The organism is Brevibacterium sp. LE-L (assembly GCF_050214925.1).
GTDB lineage: Bacteria > Actinomycetota > Actinomycetes > Actinomycetales > Brevibacteriaceae > Brevibacterium.
On sequence record NZ_CP189759.1, the window covers coordinates 2,837,377 to 2,856,290 of the forward strand.

Consider the following 18,914-nt stretch of genomic DNA (forward strand, 5'->3'; position numbering starts at 1 on the left):
TTCGCACAATCTTGCTGTTTCGTGTGCGGCGAAGACGAGGAGCGGGATGTTGCAGACTGCAGAGCACCCTGCACCCAGGGCAGTCTCTTCGACCCCGCGAGGCTAATCGGACGCACATGACGATGCGCAGATCCCACCGAGCACGAACGCGGTTCGGCGATCGTAGTCGGCCCGAGTCGGCCGACCACCGTGCTTGAGGGCCAGAGCATTGTCTCGAGCGAGTGCGTGGAAGTCAGCAGGGGTGAAGTCGGGAGCCAGGAAGCCTGCGGCATGCCCTTGAGCGACGAGGCTGTCGTGAAAAGCCGTCCCAGCATGACACAGAGCGAGCAGAGGCTCGGAGTCGCGGTACACCTGCAGCAGGACATCATTCACTGCTGGAAGTCGATACTGCAGGTCCCGGAGCGCTCCAACGTAGGAGCAGATCCGCTCTCGGACCTCGACAACGGACCGCGCATCCTCGATGATGGCCCGCAGCTTCACCGCGACGACGTCGTCGATGACGGCATCGATCAGCCCGATCCTCCCGCCGAGCCGATTGAAAATGGTCGCCTTGCTCACTTTGGCGGCTGCGGCGACCTCCTCGAGCGGTGCAGAGAACCCCTGCTCCCGGAAAACCTGCGCCGCCGCATGCCGGATCCGATCGACGTTTCGGCGGGCATCCGCCCGCAGAGCTGACGCGCCTCGAGAGTCGGTCATGGTGCAGGCTCCTTCCGGATCGACGACTAACTTGATCCTAGCAGTCAAGTTAATGCAGGATGGATCGCGGGGAAGTTGACCATGAGAGTCAACTTCACGTTCATCCCCGCCCGGCGTTCGACCAAAGCAGCATGCCGGGTCACCGCCGCACGAAAGGACGTTCAGATGATTGTTGTGACCGGAGCTACAGGCACTCTCAATGGGGCCACGGTCGACCACCTCCTCAAGCGGATGCCGCCACACCAGATCGGTGTCAGCGTCCGTGACCCCACGCGTGCGGCGCACCTTGCCGCTCGCGGAGTCCGCGTGCGGCAAGGCAGCTACGACGACCCCGGCCCTGCGCCACTCCTTCGCTGACGCCGAGCAGGTCCTCCTGGTCTCCTCGAGCGACCTCTCTTCTGACGTCGTCGCGCAGCACCATAGGGCGATTGATGCTGCCGTCGATGCAGGAGCACAGCGGATTTTGTACACGAGCGCCCAGGGGACGGCTTTCGACACGCCGTACCCGCCGCTCGCGATCCACGCCGCCACCGAACAGCATCTCGCAGCATCCGGAGTCGCCTGGACTGCTTTGCGCCACGGCTTCTACGGCGATCCCGCCCAGCTGCTCGGCGCGTGGCAGGAAACGGGCGTGATCGCCATGCCCGCCGACGGCCCCTTCTCTTGGGTCGATCGGCGAGATGCTGCAGAGGCCGCCGCTGCGATCCTCACCGCTGATGACCCCTTCGACGGGCCGATCGATCTGACGCTGCCTCAGCCAGTCACCCTCGCGGACTTCGCCGCCTCCGCGTCCGAGATCACCGGCCGCCAGATCGATCGCATCGTCATCGAAGACGAGAAATGGGTGTCCGATGCGACCACCAGCGGAATGCCCGAGGCCGTCGCGCGCTTTACCCTATCGATGTTCCAAGCCACCAGGAGCGGACACTTCTCAGGTGCGGACCCCACACTCTCGCGACTCCTGGAGCGCGAACCCCGCAGCATCACCGATCAGCTGAACGATCTAGAGGTCCGGTAGTCCATGACTTCATGCGGCGCCCGCGCTCGATGGGGCTGATTGACTCAGCCTGACCATTCGACGTCGACGCGGGCAGGTCGGCTCGATTCCGGTGATGAGGGCAGCCCTGGCCCCGAGCTCCACCGCCAACAGTGGCGCCACGAGCCACGTCGAGCAAACCGGTCCGCTCCCCCGCATACGGCCATGGTCGATTAGCGGAACGGCATCGTCTGCTTCAGCAAATGAGGCCGTTCTGTCGCTTCGAGACTCACACGTTGAACCGGAACTCCACCGAGTTCCGACCGATACCAACTTCTGGGTGGAACTCGCGCAACGCTCGTGCCCGCATACCTCTCAAAACCTCGATGATACAGGGATCGTCAGGGCGTACCTGCTGTTCGCGAGGCAGCGACTTCACCATGATCAGACAGGGGTGCCTTGACTCCAGAGCGCGGTCTCCTCAAGCGGCAGAAAACCCCACCGCTCATAGAAGAGCCGAGTGCGCGCATATCCGGGATCTGGGTGCGAGGCTCCGACGGTCTTCACCTGCAACAGCCGCACCTCACGGCAAACCGCATCGACTTCGACGGCCCTGAGCATTGCGGTGCCGACGCCGGTCCCGTGAACTGACCGGTCGACGACGGTGAGGTGCACTTCAGCGACATACGGAAAGTGGCGATCGATCAGCGTGGCACCGACGACCACTCCATTGCTGTTACGGACCGTCCATGTCTCCTTGGAGCGAGTTGCTCATGCGACCTGCAACGGCGTGATCGCGGCAACCTTGTCGTGCAGTGCACGGCGCTGGAGCCGCAGCTCGTAGTTCGACTGCAAGTTCATCCACAACTCCTCGGACGTTCCGAAGTAGCGCGCCAGACGGATCGCAGTATCAGCGGTGATCCCCCGCTTGCCGTGCACAATCTCGTTGATCCGGCGCGGCGGCACACCGATGGACACGGCGAGCTTGTTCTGCGTGATACCGAAGCCCTCGATGAAATCCTCCATCAGGATCTCTCCCGGGTGGATCGGCTCGATCAGGTCGCTCTCAGTGGTAGTCGACGAGTTCGACATTGTCCGCACCTCCATCTCTCCAGACGAAGCAGAGACGCCATTGCGCATTGACGCGGATGCTGTGCTGCCCGCGTCGGTCGCCGACCAGACGCTCCAGGCGGTTGCCTGGCGGTGCCCTGAGGTCCTCGACATCCTTCGCCGCGTGGATGAGTTCCAGCTTCCGCAAGGTCGCCCGCTGCACCGTCCGGTCAACGCTCTTGACGTACTGCTCATGCCAGATCCGCTCGGCGTCCTTGCTCCCGAACGATCTGATCATGAACCCATTGTATAACGGCAACCGTCAATAACGCTAGACGTTAACCCGGATCTTCACCGTGTTCCGGCACATACGGCCATCTCCTCGACATCGGCGCAATGGTCGGTTCACCAGGCTCAGGTGGCACAACTCCCTGATCTGCGCGCCGACCAGGTGGCAGCTCGCGCCTGGGGGCTTGCTCTCTCATCCTGTTGTCATCCCTGCCCATGGCAAACTGACGACATGACGGTCTTTCGAACACCCCAGGTCGTTCTGTTCACGCGCGACATCGACCGTGCAGCGGAGTTCTATCGTGGCCTCGGCTTCGACGAAGTGTTCCGCACGCCCCGGACAGGGACACCGATCCACGTCGATCTCGTCCTCGACGAGTACCGGATCGGACTCGCGACCGAGACCAGCACCCGCGATGACCACGGGCTCGATCCTGTCGCGGACGGCCAGCGTGCAGCGTTGATCCTCTGGACGGACGACGTTCCTGCCGGCTATGCACGTCTGGTCAAGCTCGGCGCGACGCCCATCAAGCTGCCCGAGCCATGGCTCGACCGTCTGCTCATCGCCTGGGTCGAGGACCTCGACGGACATCTGGTGCAGGTCGTGCAGACCGTCAACTGACGAGGTTCCACCCCAGCACGGATCACACGTTGAACCGGAACTCCACCGCGTTCCGTAACAGAATAACCTATGATGGAGACATGACGACAGCAGCACTCTATCTCAGGATCAGCAGAGACCTCACCGGCGAGCAGCTCGGCGTCGATCGGCAGCGGGAGGCGGCCGAGGACTACGCGAGGTCCAACGGCTACACGGTCGCGGAGGTGTTCACCGACAACGACATCTCTGCGGCTGGGGGCAAGAAGAGGCCCGGGTTCGAGGCTCTCCTCGCCGCAGTCACCGCCGGTCGCATCGCGGTGGTCATCGCGTGGAACTGGGACCGGCTGACGAGGAACCGCCCCGACACCGTGCGACTGATCGAGACCGGGCAGCAGGCCAAGGCCAAGGTCGCCCTGGTCCGCGGCTCCGATCTCGACATGTCCACGCCCTCGGGCCGGATGACGGCGGGCATCCTCGCCGAGGTCGCACAGAATGAGATCGAGACCAAAGGTGAGCGCCAGACCCTCGCTCAGCGTCAACGGGCGATGATGGGCCGAGCACCGAAGGGGGTCAGGCCACTGGGGTACACGGTCGGTGGTGAGGTCATCGACCACGAGGCCGAGGCAGTCCGAAAACTGTACGAGTCGTTCAACGCCGGGGCATCTCTCCGCTCGCTGGCCATGGCCCTCTCAGGTGCCGACCGGGACGACCTGCCCGATGTGCCGCGCCTCCAGAAGCACATTCGCACGCTGGCCATCGAGCGTAATGCGAAGCGCGTCGATGAAGGTTATGCGGAGCGTCCAGTGCCTGACGATGGCCCCTGGGCACCGTCCACCGTGCTTGGCATTCTGCGGAACCCCCGGTATGCGGGGTACTCGACCTACACGCCGAAGGAGATACAGAAGGACGGGAATCGTCGCCGGACGTGGCGGGCGCAAATCATCCGTGACGATGACGGTGCCCCGGTCGCCGGGCAGTGGGAGCGCCTCGTGCCCCCGGACGTGTGGGAGAACGTGCAGGACCGGCTCGACGACCCGGCGCGGGTGACCAACAAGAAGGGCACGGACCGTAAGCACCTTGGCTCAGGGCTCTACCTGTGCGGGCAGTGCGAGACGAGGGTGCGCGGACACTCGTCCCGCTATCGCTGCGCCGGTCACGTGATGCGCTCACGGGAGCAGGTCGATGGGTTCGTCATCGAGGTGATTCGGCGGAGGCTGGCCCGCCCCGACCTTCACGACCTCCTGCCAGGGCAGGACGAGCCCAGGATCAAGGAAATCAAAGAAGAGATCGGCGTTCACCGTGCCCGGATCGCCAGGGCGGAGCGTGACTACGACAGCGACAACGACGACGAACGCATCAGCTCTCGGATGCTGAACAAGATCACGACCGATCGTGAGACGAAGATCGCGGCGCTGGAGTCCGAACGCCTGAGTCTGTCCAGCGCCTCGGTGCTGAACTCTGTCCTCAGCGCCGAGAAGCCGCGCGACGCCTTTGACGAGGCCGACCTCGCCCTGCGCCGGAGCGTGATCGACGTGCTGTGCAAGGTCAAGCTGTTCCCACACCCTCGCGGCCACAAGGCATTCGATCCGAGTACAGTCACCATCGACTGGCGATGAGTCTCACGAGTCAAAGCGCCATGAATGGCTTAGTGGCGCTGAGTGTGAGACGATTGAATGACAAGGCAACTCGGCCTTTCAACAACAGAGGCATGTCGGGTTTCGCAGCCCGTTAAGAGATCACCCGAGGGATGAGACCACCTCGACGCAGAACCCGACAGGGTGATGCAGGGTCAATGAAACGGTCGGAGGCTGGGACGGCGGCCAGAGGTTACCGCCGGGGAGTTCTCCATCTGGCAGCGCGGACGGGACAGAGACCGTCATCTGTGAGCGCGTCAGCCAGAGACAGCAGCACGTTCGGCGTGCTTGTCTCTGGAGGCTCCAGTGTCACAGACCCAGGCCATCGACCCGTTGCGGTCGCTTCAGTTCGCCGTCGATAACGGCTATGGCGGTTACTCGACTCTTCGACAGTACATCGCCAAGGGCAAGCTCCCAGCGCGACGAGTCGGCCGTCTGCTCAAGGTCCGCCAGTCCGACCTCGACGCCCTCGGCGTCCCGACCTGCTCGACGCTTTCTCGCGAGGTCGATGAGGCGATCGACAGGATCGTCGCCGCCGCTCCCCCGCTCAGTGACGCACAGCGTGAGAAGCTGGCCAGCCTGCTGGGTGGTGATCGGTGATGAGGAGCCGTCGCAACTATGGCGATCATGCCGAGCCCTCGACCCTGACCCCGCCCGGAGGGCCTGACCTGGCACCCGCTGCCGTTCCGAACGACGGGAACCAGGTTCTCGTTGTCGAGGAGGTTTTCGCGGGAAACGGCTATACGGCTGCACCGACTGATTCCGACGGCTCCGGGATGACCGCCGATCCCAGCTCTGACCAGGGAACTGACGCCGTGTTGTATGCGCGGCCTTCCTTGGGTGGGCGCGCATCCGTTTCGGAAACGGCTGCACAGGCGCCTACCTCGGTTGCAGGGATGGACTTCGCCGAGCTGGACGTGCCGGGGGCCGATCCTGGCGATGATGTCGAGGCGTTCGTCGTCGAGTCCACGCCCGCTCAGGTCGCCGAGGCGAAGGCGTTCTTCGCCGCCGCGAAGGCCGCTGAGAGCCCGGAGCAGGTGAAGCGCGCCCGGATGCAGTCGCGCGTGTTCTCGGTGATGCAGTACCGGGAGCACCCGGAGACCGACGAGACCATGCTGACGCAGGAGCAGATCGACGAGGGTCTCACGGCGCTGGGCGACCGCCTCCACCGCTGGGCCTACGTGTGGCACCCATATGACCGCCTGATCGAGGTGGACGAGGGCACCGGCGAGACGGTGTGCTGCGGGATCAAGGGCCTGCACGCTCACATGGTGCTGTGGGTCGCTGACGCCGATGGTCCGCGCCCCACGATCCGCACCGTCTCCGATGCCTTCTCGATCCCCTCGGCCCGGGTGAAGTCGCCGAAGGAGACCGCCGAGCAGGACGGCACCGAGCACAAGGGCCGCGGCGCGGCGGAGAAGGCGTTCTTCGACCTCAGCGAGTACCTGCCGCACGAGTCGCGCGGAAAGGACGCCATCCCCGGCATCCATCAGTCGGATCGGCACTACCTCGTGGACAAGGCACAGGAGGGCAATCCCGGCAAGTACCAGTACGGCCGCGGGCGGATCGTCGCGAACTTCGACTTTGGCCGGGAGCTGGATGCGCATACGGCAATGCGCCGCAACGCCGCGGAGGGCGGCGGAGGCGCGAAGCTCAACAAGCTCTTCCAGGCCGTAGGCAAGGGTTCGCTGACGCTGAGGCAGGTCCGCAATCAGGAGCCCGCGATCTACTTCGGGAAGGGCAACCTTGCCCACTTCCAGAAGCTGCGCGGCGACTTCCTCGCGTACCAGGACGCGCCGGAGTCGGTCATGAACTTCTACGTGTTTGGCGAGGGCGGCACGGGTAAGGATCTGCTCGCGAAGGCGCTCGCGCGCGCCCTGGGCCCGGACGCGGATAAGCCGTACTTCAAGGTGGGCGGCGAGAACGTCTCGTGGGAGGGATACGACGGCGAGCCGGCCGTGATCTGGGAGGACATGCGCGTTGGCGACATGATCCGCACGGCGAAGAGTCGCGGCATGCTCTTCCGGATCCTGGGACCCTGGCGCGAGGCGGACGAGAAGCCGATCGTCAACATCAAGGGATCGAAGACCCAGCTGCTCAACCAGGTGAACATCGTGACGGGGCCGGAATGCTACGAGGAGTTCCTCCGGGGTCTGGCGGGCGAGTACGAGTCGATGCAAGGCGGCGTGCGGGTCAAGCATCAGGCGGAGAACCTCGGGCAGGGGTTCCGCCGCTTCCCGGTGATCATTCCGGTCGCCGAGCGCGAGTTCTCGATCTTCGTGAATTCCGGCGTGCTCAACGGCACCCGCGAGTACCAGAGCTACGAGCGGTACGAGCACATGCGCCAGGACCTGGAGCTGCTGGCTCGCAAGTGCAAGGCGATCAAGGACACGGCGGAGCGCGAGCGCGTGCGCGGTGAGATCGAGGCGCGCACGGTCGCGCCGATCGTCGAGCAGCACGATCGGATCGCCCGTCCGGAGCTGGACGCGATCGACGGGGACGATCTGTTCGCGGAGTTCGCCGGGGTCGGCCAGCCGATCCAGCCGAGCGCTGAGGAGATCGCCGCCGCAGAGGAGGTGGCCAGGCGTGATCGCGAGATCGTCGAGGGGCAGCAGCGCAAGCGGCTCGCCGAGCTGGAGGAGCACAACCGTGAGCTGAGGCTCTGCACCTGTTCGGCACCGCAGTCGGGCTCCTACGCGCGTCATGGCGACGACTGCCCCGCGCTCTCCGAGGAAGAGCGCGAGCGTCGTGCCGACGCCAGGCGGAAGGCCCTCGACGCGAAGGTCGATCGCCTCCGGGCGAACGGCGGGCTGCTGGTCGCGGGAGGTGCGCGATGAGCACCGAACGTGATGCGCTCTTCCAGGGGATCGAAGGGGGTGGAGCCCCCTCGCAAGCAGCCGGGGAGGACATGAGCGTCAGCGAAATGTCCGACACGGCTACTGCTTGCGTCGTCGCGAACTCCACCGTGCAGGCACCGGTGAGCGACAGCCGCGCAGCCGACGAGACCACCCCCGAGCGACGCCGGGTCTCGTTGGATGTGCGGCTCACGGAGACGGAGCGCGAAGCGATCCGCCGACGTGCCCAGCGCCTCGGCGTGAAGCCGAGTCGCTGGGGTCGCGATGTGATGCTCGACGCCCTTGATGCGCGTCGGTCGAACGAACTGGATGCGGTGATGCGGACCGCGCAGATCGAGGCCGAGCGCACGGCGCAGGCTCACGCAGATGCTCGCGCTCTTGCCGCCCAGGTGCGCCCGCTCGCGGTCAACGTCAACACTCTGGCGGCGAAGGCCCTCGCCGGTCAGGCGGTGACGCTCTCGGACGAGGTGTCCGAGCTGGTCGAGGTGCTCCGCGATGTCCGGGAGCTGCTCGGTGATCGGGTCGCGGGACGATGAGCACGACGCACTACGCGCCCAGCCGGTCGGCGGCGTCGTCGGAGAGCTATGTCCGCGGCCTGACCGACGACCGCGGCGTCGCCGTCACCTGCGACGTGCCTGGCGGCCCCGGGGCGTTCTCGCGACGCGCCGGGGCCCTGGCAGCAGCGAATGACCGTGAGGTCGAAGCCTTGCACTATCGGCAGTCCTTCGACGCCGTCGAGTTCGACCCCGACAAAGCCGAGGACGTGCAGCGGGTGAACGATCTCGGCTACCAGTTGGCGAAGAGGATGCATCCCTGTTCGGACGCCCTCGTGGTCACCCACACGGACGGTCGGGGCCGCAAGCCGCACAACCACATTCTGATCATCAACCACGACAACGAGACGGGCCGGGCGCTGTCTGATTACCGCACGTTCAAGGACCGGCCGGACCAGGGTCAGCAGCGCGGTGTCCAGTCGGTCAACGACGAGTTGATGACCGAGCACGGGCTGACCGTCGCACGCGAGCGGAAGCTCTCCGCGAAGGACTGGGACATGCGCCGGGAGGAGTTCGCCGAGGGATCGCTGTCCCAGCAGATGGGCGACCGGTTCGAGGCCGCTCTGCTCGACAAGCGCTCAGTTGATGTCGAGGGCCTGCGAGAGGTCATCGCCGAGCAGAACGATCAGGCCGACGAGTACGGCGACCGGGTGCCGCGGATGCGGCTGCACTCGACGACGGCGACGAAGGGCAAGATCGCGGGTAAGGAGCGCTGGACTCTCTACATCGAAGACGACCGAGACGAGGCGAAGCGGGCCGAGCTGCGGCACGCGGTGACGAGGCTCTCGCCCGAGTTCGTCCCGGACCAGGCAAAAGCGATGTTCGAGCACAACCGGAAGAGGATGGAGCGGGATCATGGGATTGATGGACAAGGCCAGGGCCGCCGACGAGCAGGAGCGCAGTTCGGAGATGCTGGAGACGTTGGCCTCGAAGCACGCCGCCGTCGAGCAGCAGCTCACGACGCTGACGAAGGCCGTGAAGGAGCTCACCGGGCATCAGAAGATCATGGACGAGGAGCTGACGAAGCGGATCGACCGCGCGGTGACCTCGCAGCCCTCCGCGAGCACGTCGCCGCAGATCGAAGGCGTCGAGAGCAAGCTCAGCGAGATCGAGAGCACGCTCAGCGAGTTCGCGCAGAGTCTCGACGGGAAGAGGCTGAACGCCGCCTCGCAGAGTTTGGTCGCCGAAGCGCAGAAGAATCACGCGGCTACGGCCTCGGCGACTGAGAAGCTCCAGGGGCAGGCCGAGGCGAACCAGGAGCTCGTGAGCAAGGTCGGCGGCGCGGTGCAGCGGATCGAGAAGCGCACCGAGGAGCGGGTCTCCCAGGCCGTCGAGCAGGTCGCCGGGGAGGCTGGGCAGGTCGTTACGGCGAACCTCGACGCCTCGAACGAGAGGGCCGAGCGGATCATCGCGGCGACGGCGAAGCTGGAGGCCCGTCAGCTCTGGTCGGCAGCCGCCGCGATGTGCCTCGTCCTCCTGCCGGTGGCCGTGGTCGTCGCCGGGCTCTGGATGGCCGTCGCCGGACTCATCACCGGCGCGCAGTGGGCGTTGGACGTGGACGGGAGCGTGTGGCTCGGCATCGGGCGCTGGCTCGTAGTCGGCGCTGGCCTCGCCGGGGTCGGCTACGCCCTCTTCACCTCCGTCCGCTGGTTCACGGCGCTGGTAGAGACCTGGCGCGGTCGCGGGATGCCGAAGTGGCCGAAGTGGCGCAGGTGATCAGAACTATCCATGTACCGCTTCGAGCACGAAGAAGAGGAAGCAGGGAGAAGTCGTGACTCGGGCGAAGTCCTCGGGGTGCAGGTCGCGAGCTTCTGTCAGTGGCTGCGGCTCGGTGATGCTCGTGAGCCGAAACCCAGCCGAGGCGAACTCGTCGAGCATCTGCTGCAGGGACCTGCGCCAGAACCGCATCGGGATGCGCCTGCCGCCGAACTCCCACTCGAAACCGTAGCTGGTGGTCTCGAAGTAGTTCGGTCGATGCTCCTGGATGGTGTACGCGACGATCGGATGGTCGACGGATGCGAACAGTCGGCCGCCCGGCCGAAGGACTCGCCGCATCTCGGACAACGCCGGTGCCCAGTCCTCAAGGTAGTGCAGCACGAGCGAGGCGATCACATCGTCGAACGAGCTATCGTTGAACGGCAGCGGGTCGTTCAGATCGGCCTGACGGAGATCGACTTCGTCGCCGAGACGCTGACTCGCGTGGTCGAGCATCCCGGCGCTGGCGTCGATGCCCGTGACGACCGCTCCTCGGTCGTGCAGTGCCGCGCTCATTGCACCCGCGCCGCACCCCGCGTCGAGGACTCTGCGGCCTGATACATCGCCGGCCAGCGCCAGCATGGCCGGCCGTTCGTAGTAGGCGTTTGCGAGGCTGTCGTCGTTCTCGGCAGAGTAAGCGGCGGCGAAGCCGTCGTAGTCGTTGGCTGGTAGCGCGCCTTCGTCCGCAGTGTTCAGAAGTCCGTCGTTCATGCCCCTCATTGTCTCAGTAAGTATCATTCTTGACCTGACATACGAGGAGAACATGCGTGTCACAGGTCTCGGCTGGGCTCGACTCCAAGAGTCACAACCCCGACATGCGCTACGTCAGTCGGGCGTCTCGTTGATGATGCGAGCGGCGACCATGCGCTGGACGGGGCTGAGCTGCTCGACGTCGTAGCCGTCCATAGATACCGCCCACCAGACTGTCCGGTTCATTGGGCACGTCCCGCAGGTACGCGTCCTCGGTCGTGAGGGTTTCGGTCTTACCGCAGACCTCGCACCAGTGCTCGAAGGCATCCACCTCGTCACCTCTCAGCCGTCGATTTCGTTCAGCAGATCAGCACAGGCATCGCTCAGGGCTTCGAGGTCACGGCGTTCGGCCTCAGCCTCGGTGAGGTCAGGTGCTCCGCGCCACCAGTAGAAGCCTTGAGCGTGGGATCGGGCGTTGGACTCGGCGGACATGCGAGCCTCCTCGTAGTCGATGATCGTCTCTCACGATGACGCCCGAGGCGGCTGTGCCGCTGGGATGCGCTACCTCTTGCCCCCAGAGGTTAATCCGCTGCGGAACTCCACCACGTCGCCATCGACCATGACGTAGTCCTTGCCTTCCATCCGGACCTTGCCGGCGGCCTTCGCCGCCGCCATCGTTCCGTTGGCATCGAGATCACCGAAGGAGACGACCTCAGCCTTGATGAAGCCCTTCTGGAAGTCGGTGTGGATGACCCCGGCTGCCTCGGGGGCGGTGGCACCTTTCGGGATCGTCCAGGCTCGGGATTCCTTGGGGCCGGCCGTCAGGTAGGTCTGCAGACCGAGAGTGTCGAAGCCGACACGTGCGAGCTGGTCGAGCCCGCTTTCGTCCTGACCGGTCGACTCGAGCATCTCCCGGGCTTCTTCCTCATCGAGTTCTGCGAGTTCGGATTCGAACTTCGCGTCGAGGAAGATCGCCTCGACCGGGGCCACGAGGGACCGCATCTCGTTCTTCTTGCCCTCGTCACCGAGCACATCGTCATCAACGTTGAACACGTAGAGGAACGGTTTGACGGTCATCAGCTGCAGCTCACGCAGAGCTGAGACATCGAAATTGTCGGCTTGCATCGCCTGGTACAGCGTCCGACCGCCTTCGAGGATCTCGGTGGCGGCGTCGATCGCGGTCAGCTGCTCGGCAGGGGCACGCTTGCCCTTGACTTCCTTCTCGATCCGCGGCCGCGCCTTTTCCAGCGTCTGCAGGTCGGCAAGGATGAGCTCGGTGTTGATCGTGTCGATGTCATCGGCGGGACTGATCTTGCCGTCGACGTGGACGACATCGTCGTCGACGAACCCACGGATGACCTGACAGATCGCGTCGGCTTCGCGGATATTGGCGAGGAACTGATTGCCCAAGCCCTCGCCTTCGGAGGCACCGCGCACGATCCCGGCGATGTCGACGAAGTCGACGGTCGCGTTGAGGATGCGTTCGGAACCGAAGATCTCCGCCAACCGCGTCAATCGGACGTCGGGCAGAGGGACCACGCCCACGTTCGGTTCGATCGTCGCGAACGGGTAGTTCGCCGCGAGAACTTGGTTCTTGGTCAGTGCGTTAAACATGGTCGACTTGCCGACATTCGGCAGCCCCACGATTCCAATAGTCAAAGCCACGATATCCAAGTCTAGCCGCCGCCGAGGTGGTCCTCGAATTCTCGTGTCCGTGCCCTCTGTCACCCTGGAGTCATGAATGCTTTCCCCGCATCCGGAGTCATCATCGCCTTCGTCGTGGCGATCCTCTTCGCCGCCGTCCTCGGGTTCCTCCTCGGGCGCACGCTCACGCGTTCGCGCTACCTTGAGAGGATCACCCGAGCGGAGACGACCTCCCGCATCCTGTCCGAACGCACCGAAGACCTCGAAGCCGATGCGCAGATGGCCGGTGAGATCACCGCAGCCATCGGGCCGTTGGCGGCGAGTGTGAAGAGCCTCCAGGACAATCTCCAGACCCAGGACCGCACGCAGATCGAACAGATCACCCGGCTGAACTCCCAGATCGGCCACCTCAGTCAGCAGAACCTTCGACTCCAGGAATCGACCGGGTCCTTGGCCAACGCCCTGAATTCGACTACTCACCGTGGTGACTGGGGTGAGGTGCAGCTCAAACGCATCGTCGAATATGCGGGGCTCCTCCCCCACGTGGACTTCGACACTCAAGTCACTGCCGACCGCGACGGGAAGCGTCATCGCCCCGATATGGTCGTCCACCTGCCTGGCGGCGGCACGATCGTCATCGATGCGAAGACACCCCTGTCGGCCAGAATCAGTGAAGAGACCACCGAGGCAGCCGGCGGGGCTGCGGCGGGTGGCCATGACCATGCCCGAGCGCTGCTGCGGCATGTTGATGCGCTGGCGTCGAAGGAGTATTGGAAATCCTTCGACTCCTCCCCTGATTTCGTCGTCTGCTTTGTCCCCACCGACGGTCTCCTCTCGTCGGCCGCAGCCAGCTACCCGAAGATGATCGATCATGCGTTGGGCAAGAACGTCGTCCTCGCCTCACCGGCAACACTGCTCGTTCTGCTCAAGACGGTCGCGCTCAACTGGCGCCAAGCCGACATGTCGACCTCGGCCTCCGAGGTGCTGCGGCTGGGCACAGAACTCTATGAACGCATCGGCACACTGGTCACGCATGTGTCGCGGCTGGGTGCGAGCCTCGACCGGTCCGTCGAGGACTACAACCGGTTCGTCTCCTCCCTGGAGTCCCGGTTCCTCGTCACAGCGCGGAAGTTCCCGTCGACAGGGATCGTCGCCGATGAACTCGACACCGTTGCCGAACTCGATACCCGTGCTCGAGGCGTCAGTGCCGAAGAGCTGTCGCGTCCTCACTCGACGGCATTCGACCACAGTGGCCCCACAGATCTGCGCGATCGACAGACCGGTACGCACTGAACAGTCGACCGCAGGCGGCCCCGGGTTGCCCTGCCGCACAGGGGCTGGAGCTTCAGCCGAGTTTGCGCAGTTCCTTCGGCAAGGAGAACAGGAGGTCTTCCTCGGCGGTGATGACCTCGTCAACGCTGTCGAAGCCGTAGTCGGCCAGCAGCCCGAGCACGTCCTGGACAAGAGTCTCGGGAACACTCGCTCCTGAGGTGAGCCCGACGGTGGCGACATCGTGGAACCAGGTTTCGTCGATCTCGCGGGCGAAGTCGACACGGTGCGCGGCTTTCGCCCCGTGTTCGAGCGCGACTTCGACAAGACGCACAGAGTTCGAGGAGTTCGCCGAACCGACGACGAGGACGAGATCCGCCTCGGGAGCAATCTTCTTCACTGCGACCTGCCGGTTCTGTGTGGCATAGCAGATGTCATCGCTGGGCGGATTCTGCAGGTGCGGGAAACGCTCGCGCAGAATCTCGACGGACTCCATCGTTTCGTCTACGCTCAGCGTCGTCTGGGAGATCCACACGAGCTTCTCTGAATCAGGGACTTCGACGGTGCGTGCATCGTCGGGACTCTGCACGAGCGTGATGTGCTCCGGCGCCTCTCCCATGGTTCCTTCGACCTCTTCGTGTCCGGCATGGCCGACGAGCAGGATCCGGAAACCGTCGCGAGCAAACCGGATCGCTTCTTTGTGGACCTTCGTCACCAGCGGGCAGGTCGCATCGATCGTGGACAGTGATCGTTCGGCTGCCTCGGCGTGGACGACCGGTGAGACTCCGTGAGCGGAGAATACGACCCGTGCCCCTTCCGGCACTTCATCAGTGTCATTGACGAAGACGGCACCGCGGTCGGACAGGGTTTCGACGACATGCCGGTTGTGCACGATCTCCTTGCGCACATAGATCGGCGCACCGAAATGCTCAAGGGCACGCTCGACTGCGATCACCGCGCGATCGACCCCGGCGCAGTAGCCGCGCGGGGCAGCCAGCAGCACCCGCTGTTCGGTGCCCTCGGGGGTGCGGATATCGCTGGCAGGCACACGCCGGCGCGGCATCGTCGGGGTGGGTACGGAAACGGCAGTCACCTCTCCAGTCTAAGCAGGGGCCGGCGGTGGCGGCCAGGGTTACCGCACGCACGGTGCAGAAGCGGATGCCCGCCGAAGAAGCGGCGGACTGGCGAGAGCCGAGAAATGGGCTGTGTCCGTGTCGTTCGTTAGGCTTGGGGCTCGGAAGGGGACTTACCATGGCGCAAAGAATTTCCGGCACTCCCGGCACACTCGGCGAAACCGTCGAGCCGAAGGAGCTCGCGGCCACCGCGGCCGAGACCACCGCGGAGAACCCGTGGCCGCTGAGCCTGCTCTCGTCGAAGATGAAGTCCTATATCGATCGCATGTCGAGCGTGTGGATCGAAGGACAGGTCGTCGAGCTCAACCATCGCGGCAAGGCCAGCTACCTCACCCTGCGCGACACCGATGTCGAAATGTCCCTGCCCGTTCAGATCTGGAAGAACGTCCTCGAGCGCACCGGTGCTCCGCTGACCGAGGGCAGTCATGTCGTCGCCAACCTCAAAGCCGACTTCTGGACGAAGACCGGTCGACTCACGATGCGCGCCAACGACATCCGCGCCGTGGGCCTCGGCGAACTGCTCGCTCGTCTGGAGCGGCTGAAGAAGCAGCTGGCCGCGGAAGGGCTCTTCGACCCCAGCCGCAAACTGCGACTGCCGTTCCTGCCCAATAGGATCGGGCTCATCACCGGCCGTGACTCCGACGCGCAGAAAGATGTTGTGCGAAATGTGCACCTGCGCTGGCCGGCCGCGGAATTCGAGATCCGCAACTGTGCGGTCCAGGGACCTGACGCGGTGCCTGGAGTGATGAAGAACCTCGCCGAACTCGACGAGGACCCGCAGATCGACGTCATCGTCATCGCCCGCGGCGGTGGCAGCATGGAAGATCTCCTTCCCTTCTCCAACGAAGCTCTGGTCCGTGCCGTGTCCGCCGCACGCACTCCGGTGGTCTCTGCAGTGGGGCATGAGGCCGACCGGCCCATCCTCGACGAAGTCGCAGATATGCGAGCTTCGACCCCGACGGATGCTGCCAAGCGGATCGTTCCCGACGTCGCCGAGGAGGGCATGAACCTGCTGCGCGCCCGGGCCGAACTCGAAGCCGCAGTCCATCGCATCCTCGACCGCGAACAGGAGATGCTCACCGCGGTGCGCTCTCGACCGGTCCTGGCCGAACCGCAGACGATGATCATCGCTCATGAGAACGAATTGGCGACGATTCGTCGCCGCAGCCTGCAAGCGACGACCGGTCTTGTCATTCAGGCGCAGAACGAGATCCACCATCTCCGTTCACAGGCCCGCTCACTCTCGCCCCTGCGCACCCTCGAACGCGGGTACGCAGTCGTCCAGACCGATGCCGGACAGGCGGTGCGCAGCGCCGCCGAGGTCGCAAGCGGGGATGCGGTGCATGTGCGCGTCGCCCATGGCCGTTTCGATGCCGCGGTCACCGACGTCACCCCCGAACCCGCATCCGATTCCACCGACGCTGCCGAGACGGCGAACGGATCCGAGAGCTGAAGGTTCACCGGACGATCCCGTTCGTCGACACCGCCCCAGCTCCGCACAGACAGACCAGCACAGTTCCACCATTTCCACGAAGGAGACTCCGATGACCGAACCGACGACCCAGCAGGATCAGCCCGAAATCAATTCGCTCAGCTACGAACAGGCTCGCGAAGAACTCGTCATGACCGTCAAACGTCTCGAGACCGGCAATCTGCCGCTGGAAGAGTCTCTCCGGCTGTGGGAGCGCGGCGAGGCACTGGCCGATCGTTGCCAGTCATGGCTCGACGGGGCCAAGGAACGCCTCGACAAGGCACGCCAGGAAACCTCCGACGACGCCGACTGAGCACTGACCACCTCTCACAGGTCGACAGTGCAGGCACCGACTGATCACTCAGTCCGGCCCACAGCGGTCACTTGAGCTGTGCGGCGACCTGGTCGGCGAAGGTGTTGATGGTATCGGGTGCGGCGGTTGCGGTCAGCACGACGTAGACATCGCCCTTGTTGGTGACCCAGTATTCCTTCGCATCATCGGTGCGGTAGATCTGGAAGTCGGCACCGCCGACGGTGACCTTCTCGGCGGCGATCGCGCCGTCGGTCTTCTTCTTCGCCCAGTTCTCGCTCGACTTGGACTGTTCGATGCTCACCCACTGGTCCTCGGGGCCGATGAACGACATGTACCACGAGGTGTATTCAGAGTCATTGAGCCGATCGAGGCTGGCTTCGTTCGACGTCCATCCGCGCGGAATCTGAGGAACGATGAGATCGAAGTCGGCGTTTCCCTCCGACTGTTCGGCGATGCCCTGGTAGTCGACGACGCGTTCGGAATCGACCTCCGGCTGGGGTGCGAGGAACAGGATCCCCACCGCGACCGCCAGGCAGGCGAGGATCGCAATGACCATGTTGACCCAGTTGGAGTTCTTCCTCAGGAAGCGCATCTCTTCACGGGATCCTGGCAGCATCACTCCGGACTCGTCAGCCATGGACTCTCCCTCAGGGACCCGCGCCGTGTCATCGACGACTGCTCGGGCTCCCGTCTCGTCGGCAGCATTTCGGACATTCACACCGCCATTGTCCTCGGCTCGCGCGCGAAGAGCCAATCCCACAGCACGGAGGTGACTGCGGCCACAACCCGGTGCCGCTGTCGCGACCTCGATCACAGGGGTGGCACAATTGAGAGCATGAGTGACTCCAAAGAGCCTGTTGACGTGAAATCTCACCATGACCGAGGACGAGTCGATGACGAGACTCCCCCTGTCGCAGTGACCGATGCTTGGTCACAGAAGGCACAGGTCGGAGAGGACGCTCCCGACCGCAACCTCGCCCTCGAACTTGTCCGAGTCACCGAGGCGGCGGCCATCGCCGCCGCCCCCTGGGTCGGCCGCGGCGACAAGATCGCCGCCGACGGAGCGGCCGTGGCCGCCATGCGCAATGTCATCTCCACCGTCCGGATGGCCGGCACCGTCGTCATCGGCGAAGGCGAGAAAGACGAAGCGCCGATGCTCTTCAACGGTGAGCAGGTCGGAGACGGCACCGGACCCCACTGCGATGTGGCCGTCGACCCGATCGACGGCACCCGCCTGACCGCTCTGGGCATGCCCAATGCGATCTCGGTCATGGCTGTCACAGAGGACGGCGCCATGTACGACCCATCCGCCGTGTTCTACATGGAGAAGCTCGTCACCGGACCCGAAGCCGCCGATGCGGTGGATCTGCGTCTGCCGATCGCTGAGAACATCCGCCGGGTCGCCAAGGCGAAGGGAACGAAGGATCCCACCTCGGTGACGGTGATGATCCTCGACCGTCCACGCCATCAGCAGATGATCGACGAGATCCGCGCCGCCGGCGCGCGTATCCAGCTCATCACCGACGGCGACGTCGCCGGTGCCATCGCCGCCTGCCGCCCCGGCACCGGAGTCGATATGCTCATGGGCATCGGCGGCACCCCCGAAGGCATCATCACCGCATGTGCGATCAAGGCTCTGGGCGGAGTCATCCAGGGTCGACTGTGGCCGCAGGACGATTCCGAGCGCGAGGCCGCAGCGGCCGCGGGCCTGGACGTCAACCAGGTGCTCAACACCGATGACCTCGTCACCGGCGACAACAGCTACTTCGTCGCCACCGGTATCACCAACGGCGACCTGCTCGACGGAGTGAAGTTCCAGGGCGGTCACGTCACCACGCACTCGCTCGTCATGCGTTCGAAGTCGGGCACTGTCCGTCAGGTCTTCGCCGAGCATCAGTCCGCGAAGACCCACTCCTACGTGGAAGCCGCCGAGGAAGCAGCCCGACGCGGACTCATCTGACATCCCTGCCGGACCCGAGCCCGGG

General features: G+C 64.7%; 21 protein-coding genes. 12 read left to right on the top strand and 9 right to left on the bottom strand.

The features are described 5' to 3' along the window. Positions 1-102 precede the first annotated feature (102 nt). Entirely contained in the window at positions 103-696 is a 594-nt protein-coding gene (locus ACQE2J_RS12895; protein WP_426936448.1) for a TetR/AcrR family transcriptional regulator, read from the bottom strand. Positions 697-946: 250 nt separating this feature from the next. On the opposite strand from ACQE2J_RS12895, the gene ACQE2J_RS12900 reads away from it, so the two are divergent. Then, on the top strand, positions 947-1,714 hold the full coding sequence (locus ACQE2J_RS12900; protein ID WP_426936449.1) for an NAD(P)H-binding protein: 768 nt from the start codon (positions 947-949) through the stop codon (positions 1,712-1,714). 402 nt (positions 1,715-2,116) lie between these two features. On the opposite strand, the gene ACQE2J_RS12905 is transcribed toward ACQE2J_RS12900, so the two are convergent. Genes ACQE2J_RS12905 through ACQE2J_RS12915 form a run of 3 tightly spaced genes read right to left on the bottom strand, consistent with a single transcriptional unit; the run spans position 2,117 to position 3,020 of the window. Next, on the bottom strand, positions 2,117-2,398 hold the full coding sequence (locus ACQE2J_RS12905; protein ID WP_240689615.1) for a GNAT family N-acetyltransferase: 282 nt from the start codon (positions 2,396-2,398) through the stop codon (positions 2,117-2,119). 45 nt (positions 2,399-2,443) lie between these two features. Continuing rightward, positions 2,444-2,764 carry a HigA family addiction module antitoxin gene (locus tag ACQE2J_RS12910; protein ID WP_135538222.1) on the bottom strand — a complete coding sequence of 107 codons (321 nt, stop codon included), beginning with the start codon at positions 2,762-2,764 and terminating at the stop codon, positions 2,444-2,446. Next, positions 2,739-3,020, bottom strand: coding sequence for a type II toxin-antitoxin system RelE/ParE family toxin (locus tag ACQE2J_RS12915; RefSeq protein WP_135538220.1), 282 nt, complete (start codon positions 3,018-3,020; stop codon positions 2,739-2,741). The genes ACQE2J_RS12910 and ACQE2J_RS12915 overlap by 26 nt, the downstream gene beginning before the upstream one ends. Positions 3,021-3,242: 222 nt before the next feature. Here ACQE2J_RS12915 and ACQE2J_RS12920 point away from each other — a divergent pair, with 222 nt between their 5' ends. From ACQE2J_RS12920 to ACQE2J_RS12950, 7 genes are all read left to right on the top strand, one after another. Continuing rightward, on the top strand, positions 3,243-3,632 hold the full coding sequence (locus ACQE2J_RS12920) for a VOC family protein (protein ID WP_135538218.1): 390 nt from the start codon (positions 3,243-3,245) through the stop codon (positions 3,630-3,632). A gap of 29 nt (positions 3,633-3,661) precedes the next feature. Further along, on the top strand, positions 3,662-5,227 hold the full coding sequence (locus ACQE2J_RS12925; RefSeq protein WP_426936450.1) for a recombinase family protein: 1,566 nt from the start codon (positions 3,662-3,664) through the stop codon (positions 5,225-5,227). A gap of 324 nt (positions 5,228-5,551) precedes the next feature. After that, entirely contained in the window at positions 5,552-5,845 is a 294-nt protein-coding gene (locus ACQE2J_RS12930; RefSeq protein WP_240689614.1) for a helix-turn-helix domain-containing protein, read from the top strand. Between the two features lie 296 nt (positions 5,846-6,141). Next, entirely contained in the window at positions 6,142-8,082 is a 1,941-nt protein-coding gene (locus tag ACQE2J_RS12935; RefSeq protein ID WP_135538214.1) for an RNA helicase, read from the top strand. Next, positions 8,079-8,636, top strand: a complete 558-nt coding sequence (locus ACQE2J_RS12940; protein ID WP_135538212.1) for a hypothetical protein — start codon at positions 8,079-8,081, stop codon at positions 8,634-8,636. Before ACQE2J_RS12935 ends, ACQE2J_RS12940 begins: the two co-directional genes overlap by 4 nt. Next, positions 8,633-9,880, top strand: a complete 1,248-nt coding sequence (locus ACQE2J_RS12945; RefSeq protein WP_135538210.1) for a relaxase/mobilization nuclease domain-containing protein — start codon at positions 8,633-8,635, stop codon at positions 9,878-9,880. The genes ACQE2J_RS12940 and ACQE2J_RS12945 overlap by 4 nt, the downstream gene beginning before the upstream one ends. Positions 9,881-9,917: 37 nt before the next feature. Next, entirely contained in the window at positions 9,918-10,370 is a 453-nt protein-coding gene (locus tag ACQE2J_RS12950; RefSeq protein ID WP_135538418.1) for a hypothetical protein, read from the top strand. Between the two features lie 6 nt (positions 10,371-10,376). Here the strand turns inward: ACQE2J_RS12950 and ACQE2J_RS12955 are convergent, their stop codons facing one another. The 3 genes from ACQE2J_RS12955 to ychF all read right to left on the bottom strand — a co-directional run bounded on the left by ACQE2J_RS12955 (position 10,377) and on the right by ychF (position 12,764). Beyond that, positions 10,377-11,120, bottom strand: coding sequence for a class I SAM-dependent methyltransferase (locus tag ACQE2J_RS12955; protein WP_205683309.1), 744 nt, complete (start codon positions 11,118-11,120; stop codon positions 10,377-10,379). A 321-nt stretch (positions 11,121-11,441) separates the two neighbouring features. Next, a complete protein-coding gene (locus tag ACQE2J_RS12960) occupies positions 11,442-11,591 on the bottom strand; it encodes a hypothetical protein (RefSeq protein WP_167854357.1) in 150 nt (49 codons plus the stop codon). Positions 11,592-11,660: 69 nt separating this feature from the next. Continuing rightward, entirely contained in the window at positions 11,661-12,764 is a 1,104-nt protein-coding gene (gene ychF / locus ACQE2J_RS12965) for a redox-regulated ATPase YchF (protein WP_135538208.1), read from the bottom strand. 72 nt (positions 12,765-12,836) lie between these two features. Here ychF and ACQE2J_RS12970 point away from each other — a divergent pair, with 72 nt between their 5' ends. Beyond that, on the top strand, positions 12,837-14,036 hold the full coding sequence (locus tag ACQE2J_RS12970; RefSeq protein ID WP_135538206.1) for a DNA recombination protein RmuC: 1,200 nt from the start codon (positions 12,837-12,839) through the stop codon (positions 14,034-14,036). Positions 14,037-14,088: 52 nt separating this feature from the next. Here the strand turns inward: ACQE2J_RS12970 and ACQE2J_RS12975 are convergent, their stop codons facing one another. After that, the gene (locus tag ACQE2J_RS12975; RefSeq protein WP_135538414.1) at positions 14,089-15,075 is read right to left on the bottom strand and encodes a 4-hydroxy-3-methylbut-2-enyl diphosphate reductase; all 987 of its coding nucleotides are present in this window, start codon (positions 15,073-15,075) and stop codon (positions 14,089-14,091) included. A 188-nt stretch (positions 15,076-15,263) separates the two neighbouring features. Between ACQE2J_RS12975 and xseA the strand changes: the two genes are divergently transcribed. Together xseA and ACQE2J_RS12985 are read left to right on the top strand one after the other, a co-directional pair. After that, positions 15,264-16,598 carry an exodeoxyribonuclease VII large subunit gene (gene xseA, locus ACQE2J_RS12980; RefSeq protein WP_135538204.1) on the top strand — a complete coding sequence of 445 codons (1,335 nt, stop codon included), beginning with the start codon at positions 15,264-15,266 and terminating at the stop codon, positions 16,596-16,598. 91 nt (positions 16,599-16,689) lie between these two features. Further along, positions 16,690-16,929, top strand: coding sequence for an exodeoxyribonuclease VII small subunit (locus ACQE2J_RS12985; RefSeq protein WP_135538202.1), 240 nt, complete (start codon positions 16,690-16,692; stop codon positions 16,927-16,929). A 67-nt stretch (positions 16,930-16,996) separates the two neighbouring features. Here ACQE2J_RS12985 and ACQE2J_RS12990 read toward each other — a convergent pair whose 3' ends face one another. Beyond that, positions 16,997-17,566, bottom strand: coding sequence for a DUF4245 domain-containing protein (locus ACQE2J_RS12990; protein WP_240689613.1), 570 nt, complete (start codon positions 17,564-17,566; stop codon positions 16,997-16,999). 198 nt (positions 17,567-17,764) lie between these two features. Between ACQE2J_RS12990 and glpX the strand changes: the two genes are divergently transcribed. Further along, on the top strand, positions 17,765-18,889 hold the full coding sequence (glpX, locus tag ACQE2J_RS12995; RefSeq protein WP_205683308.1) for a class II fructose-bisphosphatase: 1,125 nt from the start codon (positions 17,765-17,767) through the stop codon (positions 18,887-18,889). The last annotated feature ends 25 nt before the right edge of the window (positions 18,890-18,914 follow it).

Bases quoted from the DNA above. Each gene is read 5' to 3' on its own strand.
- ACQE2J_RS12975 (WP_135538414.1), bottom strand. From the start codon at position 15,075: ATGCCGCGCCGGCGTGTGCCTGCCAGCGATATCCGCACCCCCGAGGGC.
- ACQE2J_RS12920 (WP_135538218.1), top strand. From the start codon at position 3,243: ATGACGGTCTTTCGAACACCCCAGGTCGTTCTGTTCACGCGCGACATC.
- xseA (WP_135538204.1), top strand. From the start codon at position 15,264: ATGGCGCAAAGAATTTCCGGCACTCCCGGCACACTCGGCGAAACCGTC.
- ACQE2J_RS12955 (WP_205683309.1), bottom strand. From the start codon at position 11,120: ATGAACGACGGACTTCTGAACACTGCGGACGAAGGCGCGCTACCAGCC.
- ACQE2J_RS12910 (WP_135538222.1), bottom strand. From the start codon at position 2,764: ATGTCGAACTCGTCGACTACCACTGAGAGCGACCTGATCGAGCCGATC.
- ACQE2J_RS12945 (WP_135538210.1), top strand. From the start codon at position 8,633: ATGAGCACGACGCACTACGCGCCCAGCCGGTCGGCGGCGTCGTCGGAG.
- ACQE2J_RS12915 (WP_135538220.1), bottom strand. From the start codon at position 3,020: ATGATCAGATCGTTCGGGAGCAAGGACGCCGAGCGGATCTGGCATGAG.
- ACQE2J_RS12895 (WP_426936448.1), bottom strand. From the start codon at position 696: ATGACCGACTCTCGAGGCGCGTCAGCTCTGCGGGCGGATGCCCGCCGA.
- ACQE2J_RS12985 (WP_135538202.1), top strand. From the start codon at position 16,690: ATGACCGAACCGACGACCCAGCAGGATCAGCCCGAAATCAATTCGCTC.
- ACQE2J_RS12940 (WP_135538212.1), top strand. From the start codon at position 8,079: ATGAGCACCGAACGTGATGCGCTCTTCCAGGGGATCGAAGGGGGTGGA.
- glpX (WP_205683308.1), top strand. From the start codon at position 17,765: ATGAGTGACTCCAAAGAGCCTGTTGACGTGAAATCTCACCATGACCGA.
- ACQE2J_RS12935 (WP_135538214.1), top strand. From the start codon at position 6,142: ATGGACTTCGCCGAGCTGGACGTGCCGGGGGCCGATCCTGGCGATGAT.
- ACQE2J_RS12960 (WP_167854357.1), bottom strand. From the start codon at position 11,591: ATGTCCGCCGAGTCCAACGCCCGATCCCACGCTCAAGGCTTCTACTGG.
- ACQE2J_RS12970 (WP_135538206.1), top strand. From the start codon at position 12,837: ATGAATGCTTTCCCCGCATCCGGAGTCATCATCGCCTTCGTCGTGGCG.
- ACQE2J_RS12990 (WP_240689613.1), bottom strand. From the start codon at position 17,566: ATGGCTGACGAGTCCGGAGTGATGCTGCCAGGATCCCGTGAAGAGATG.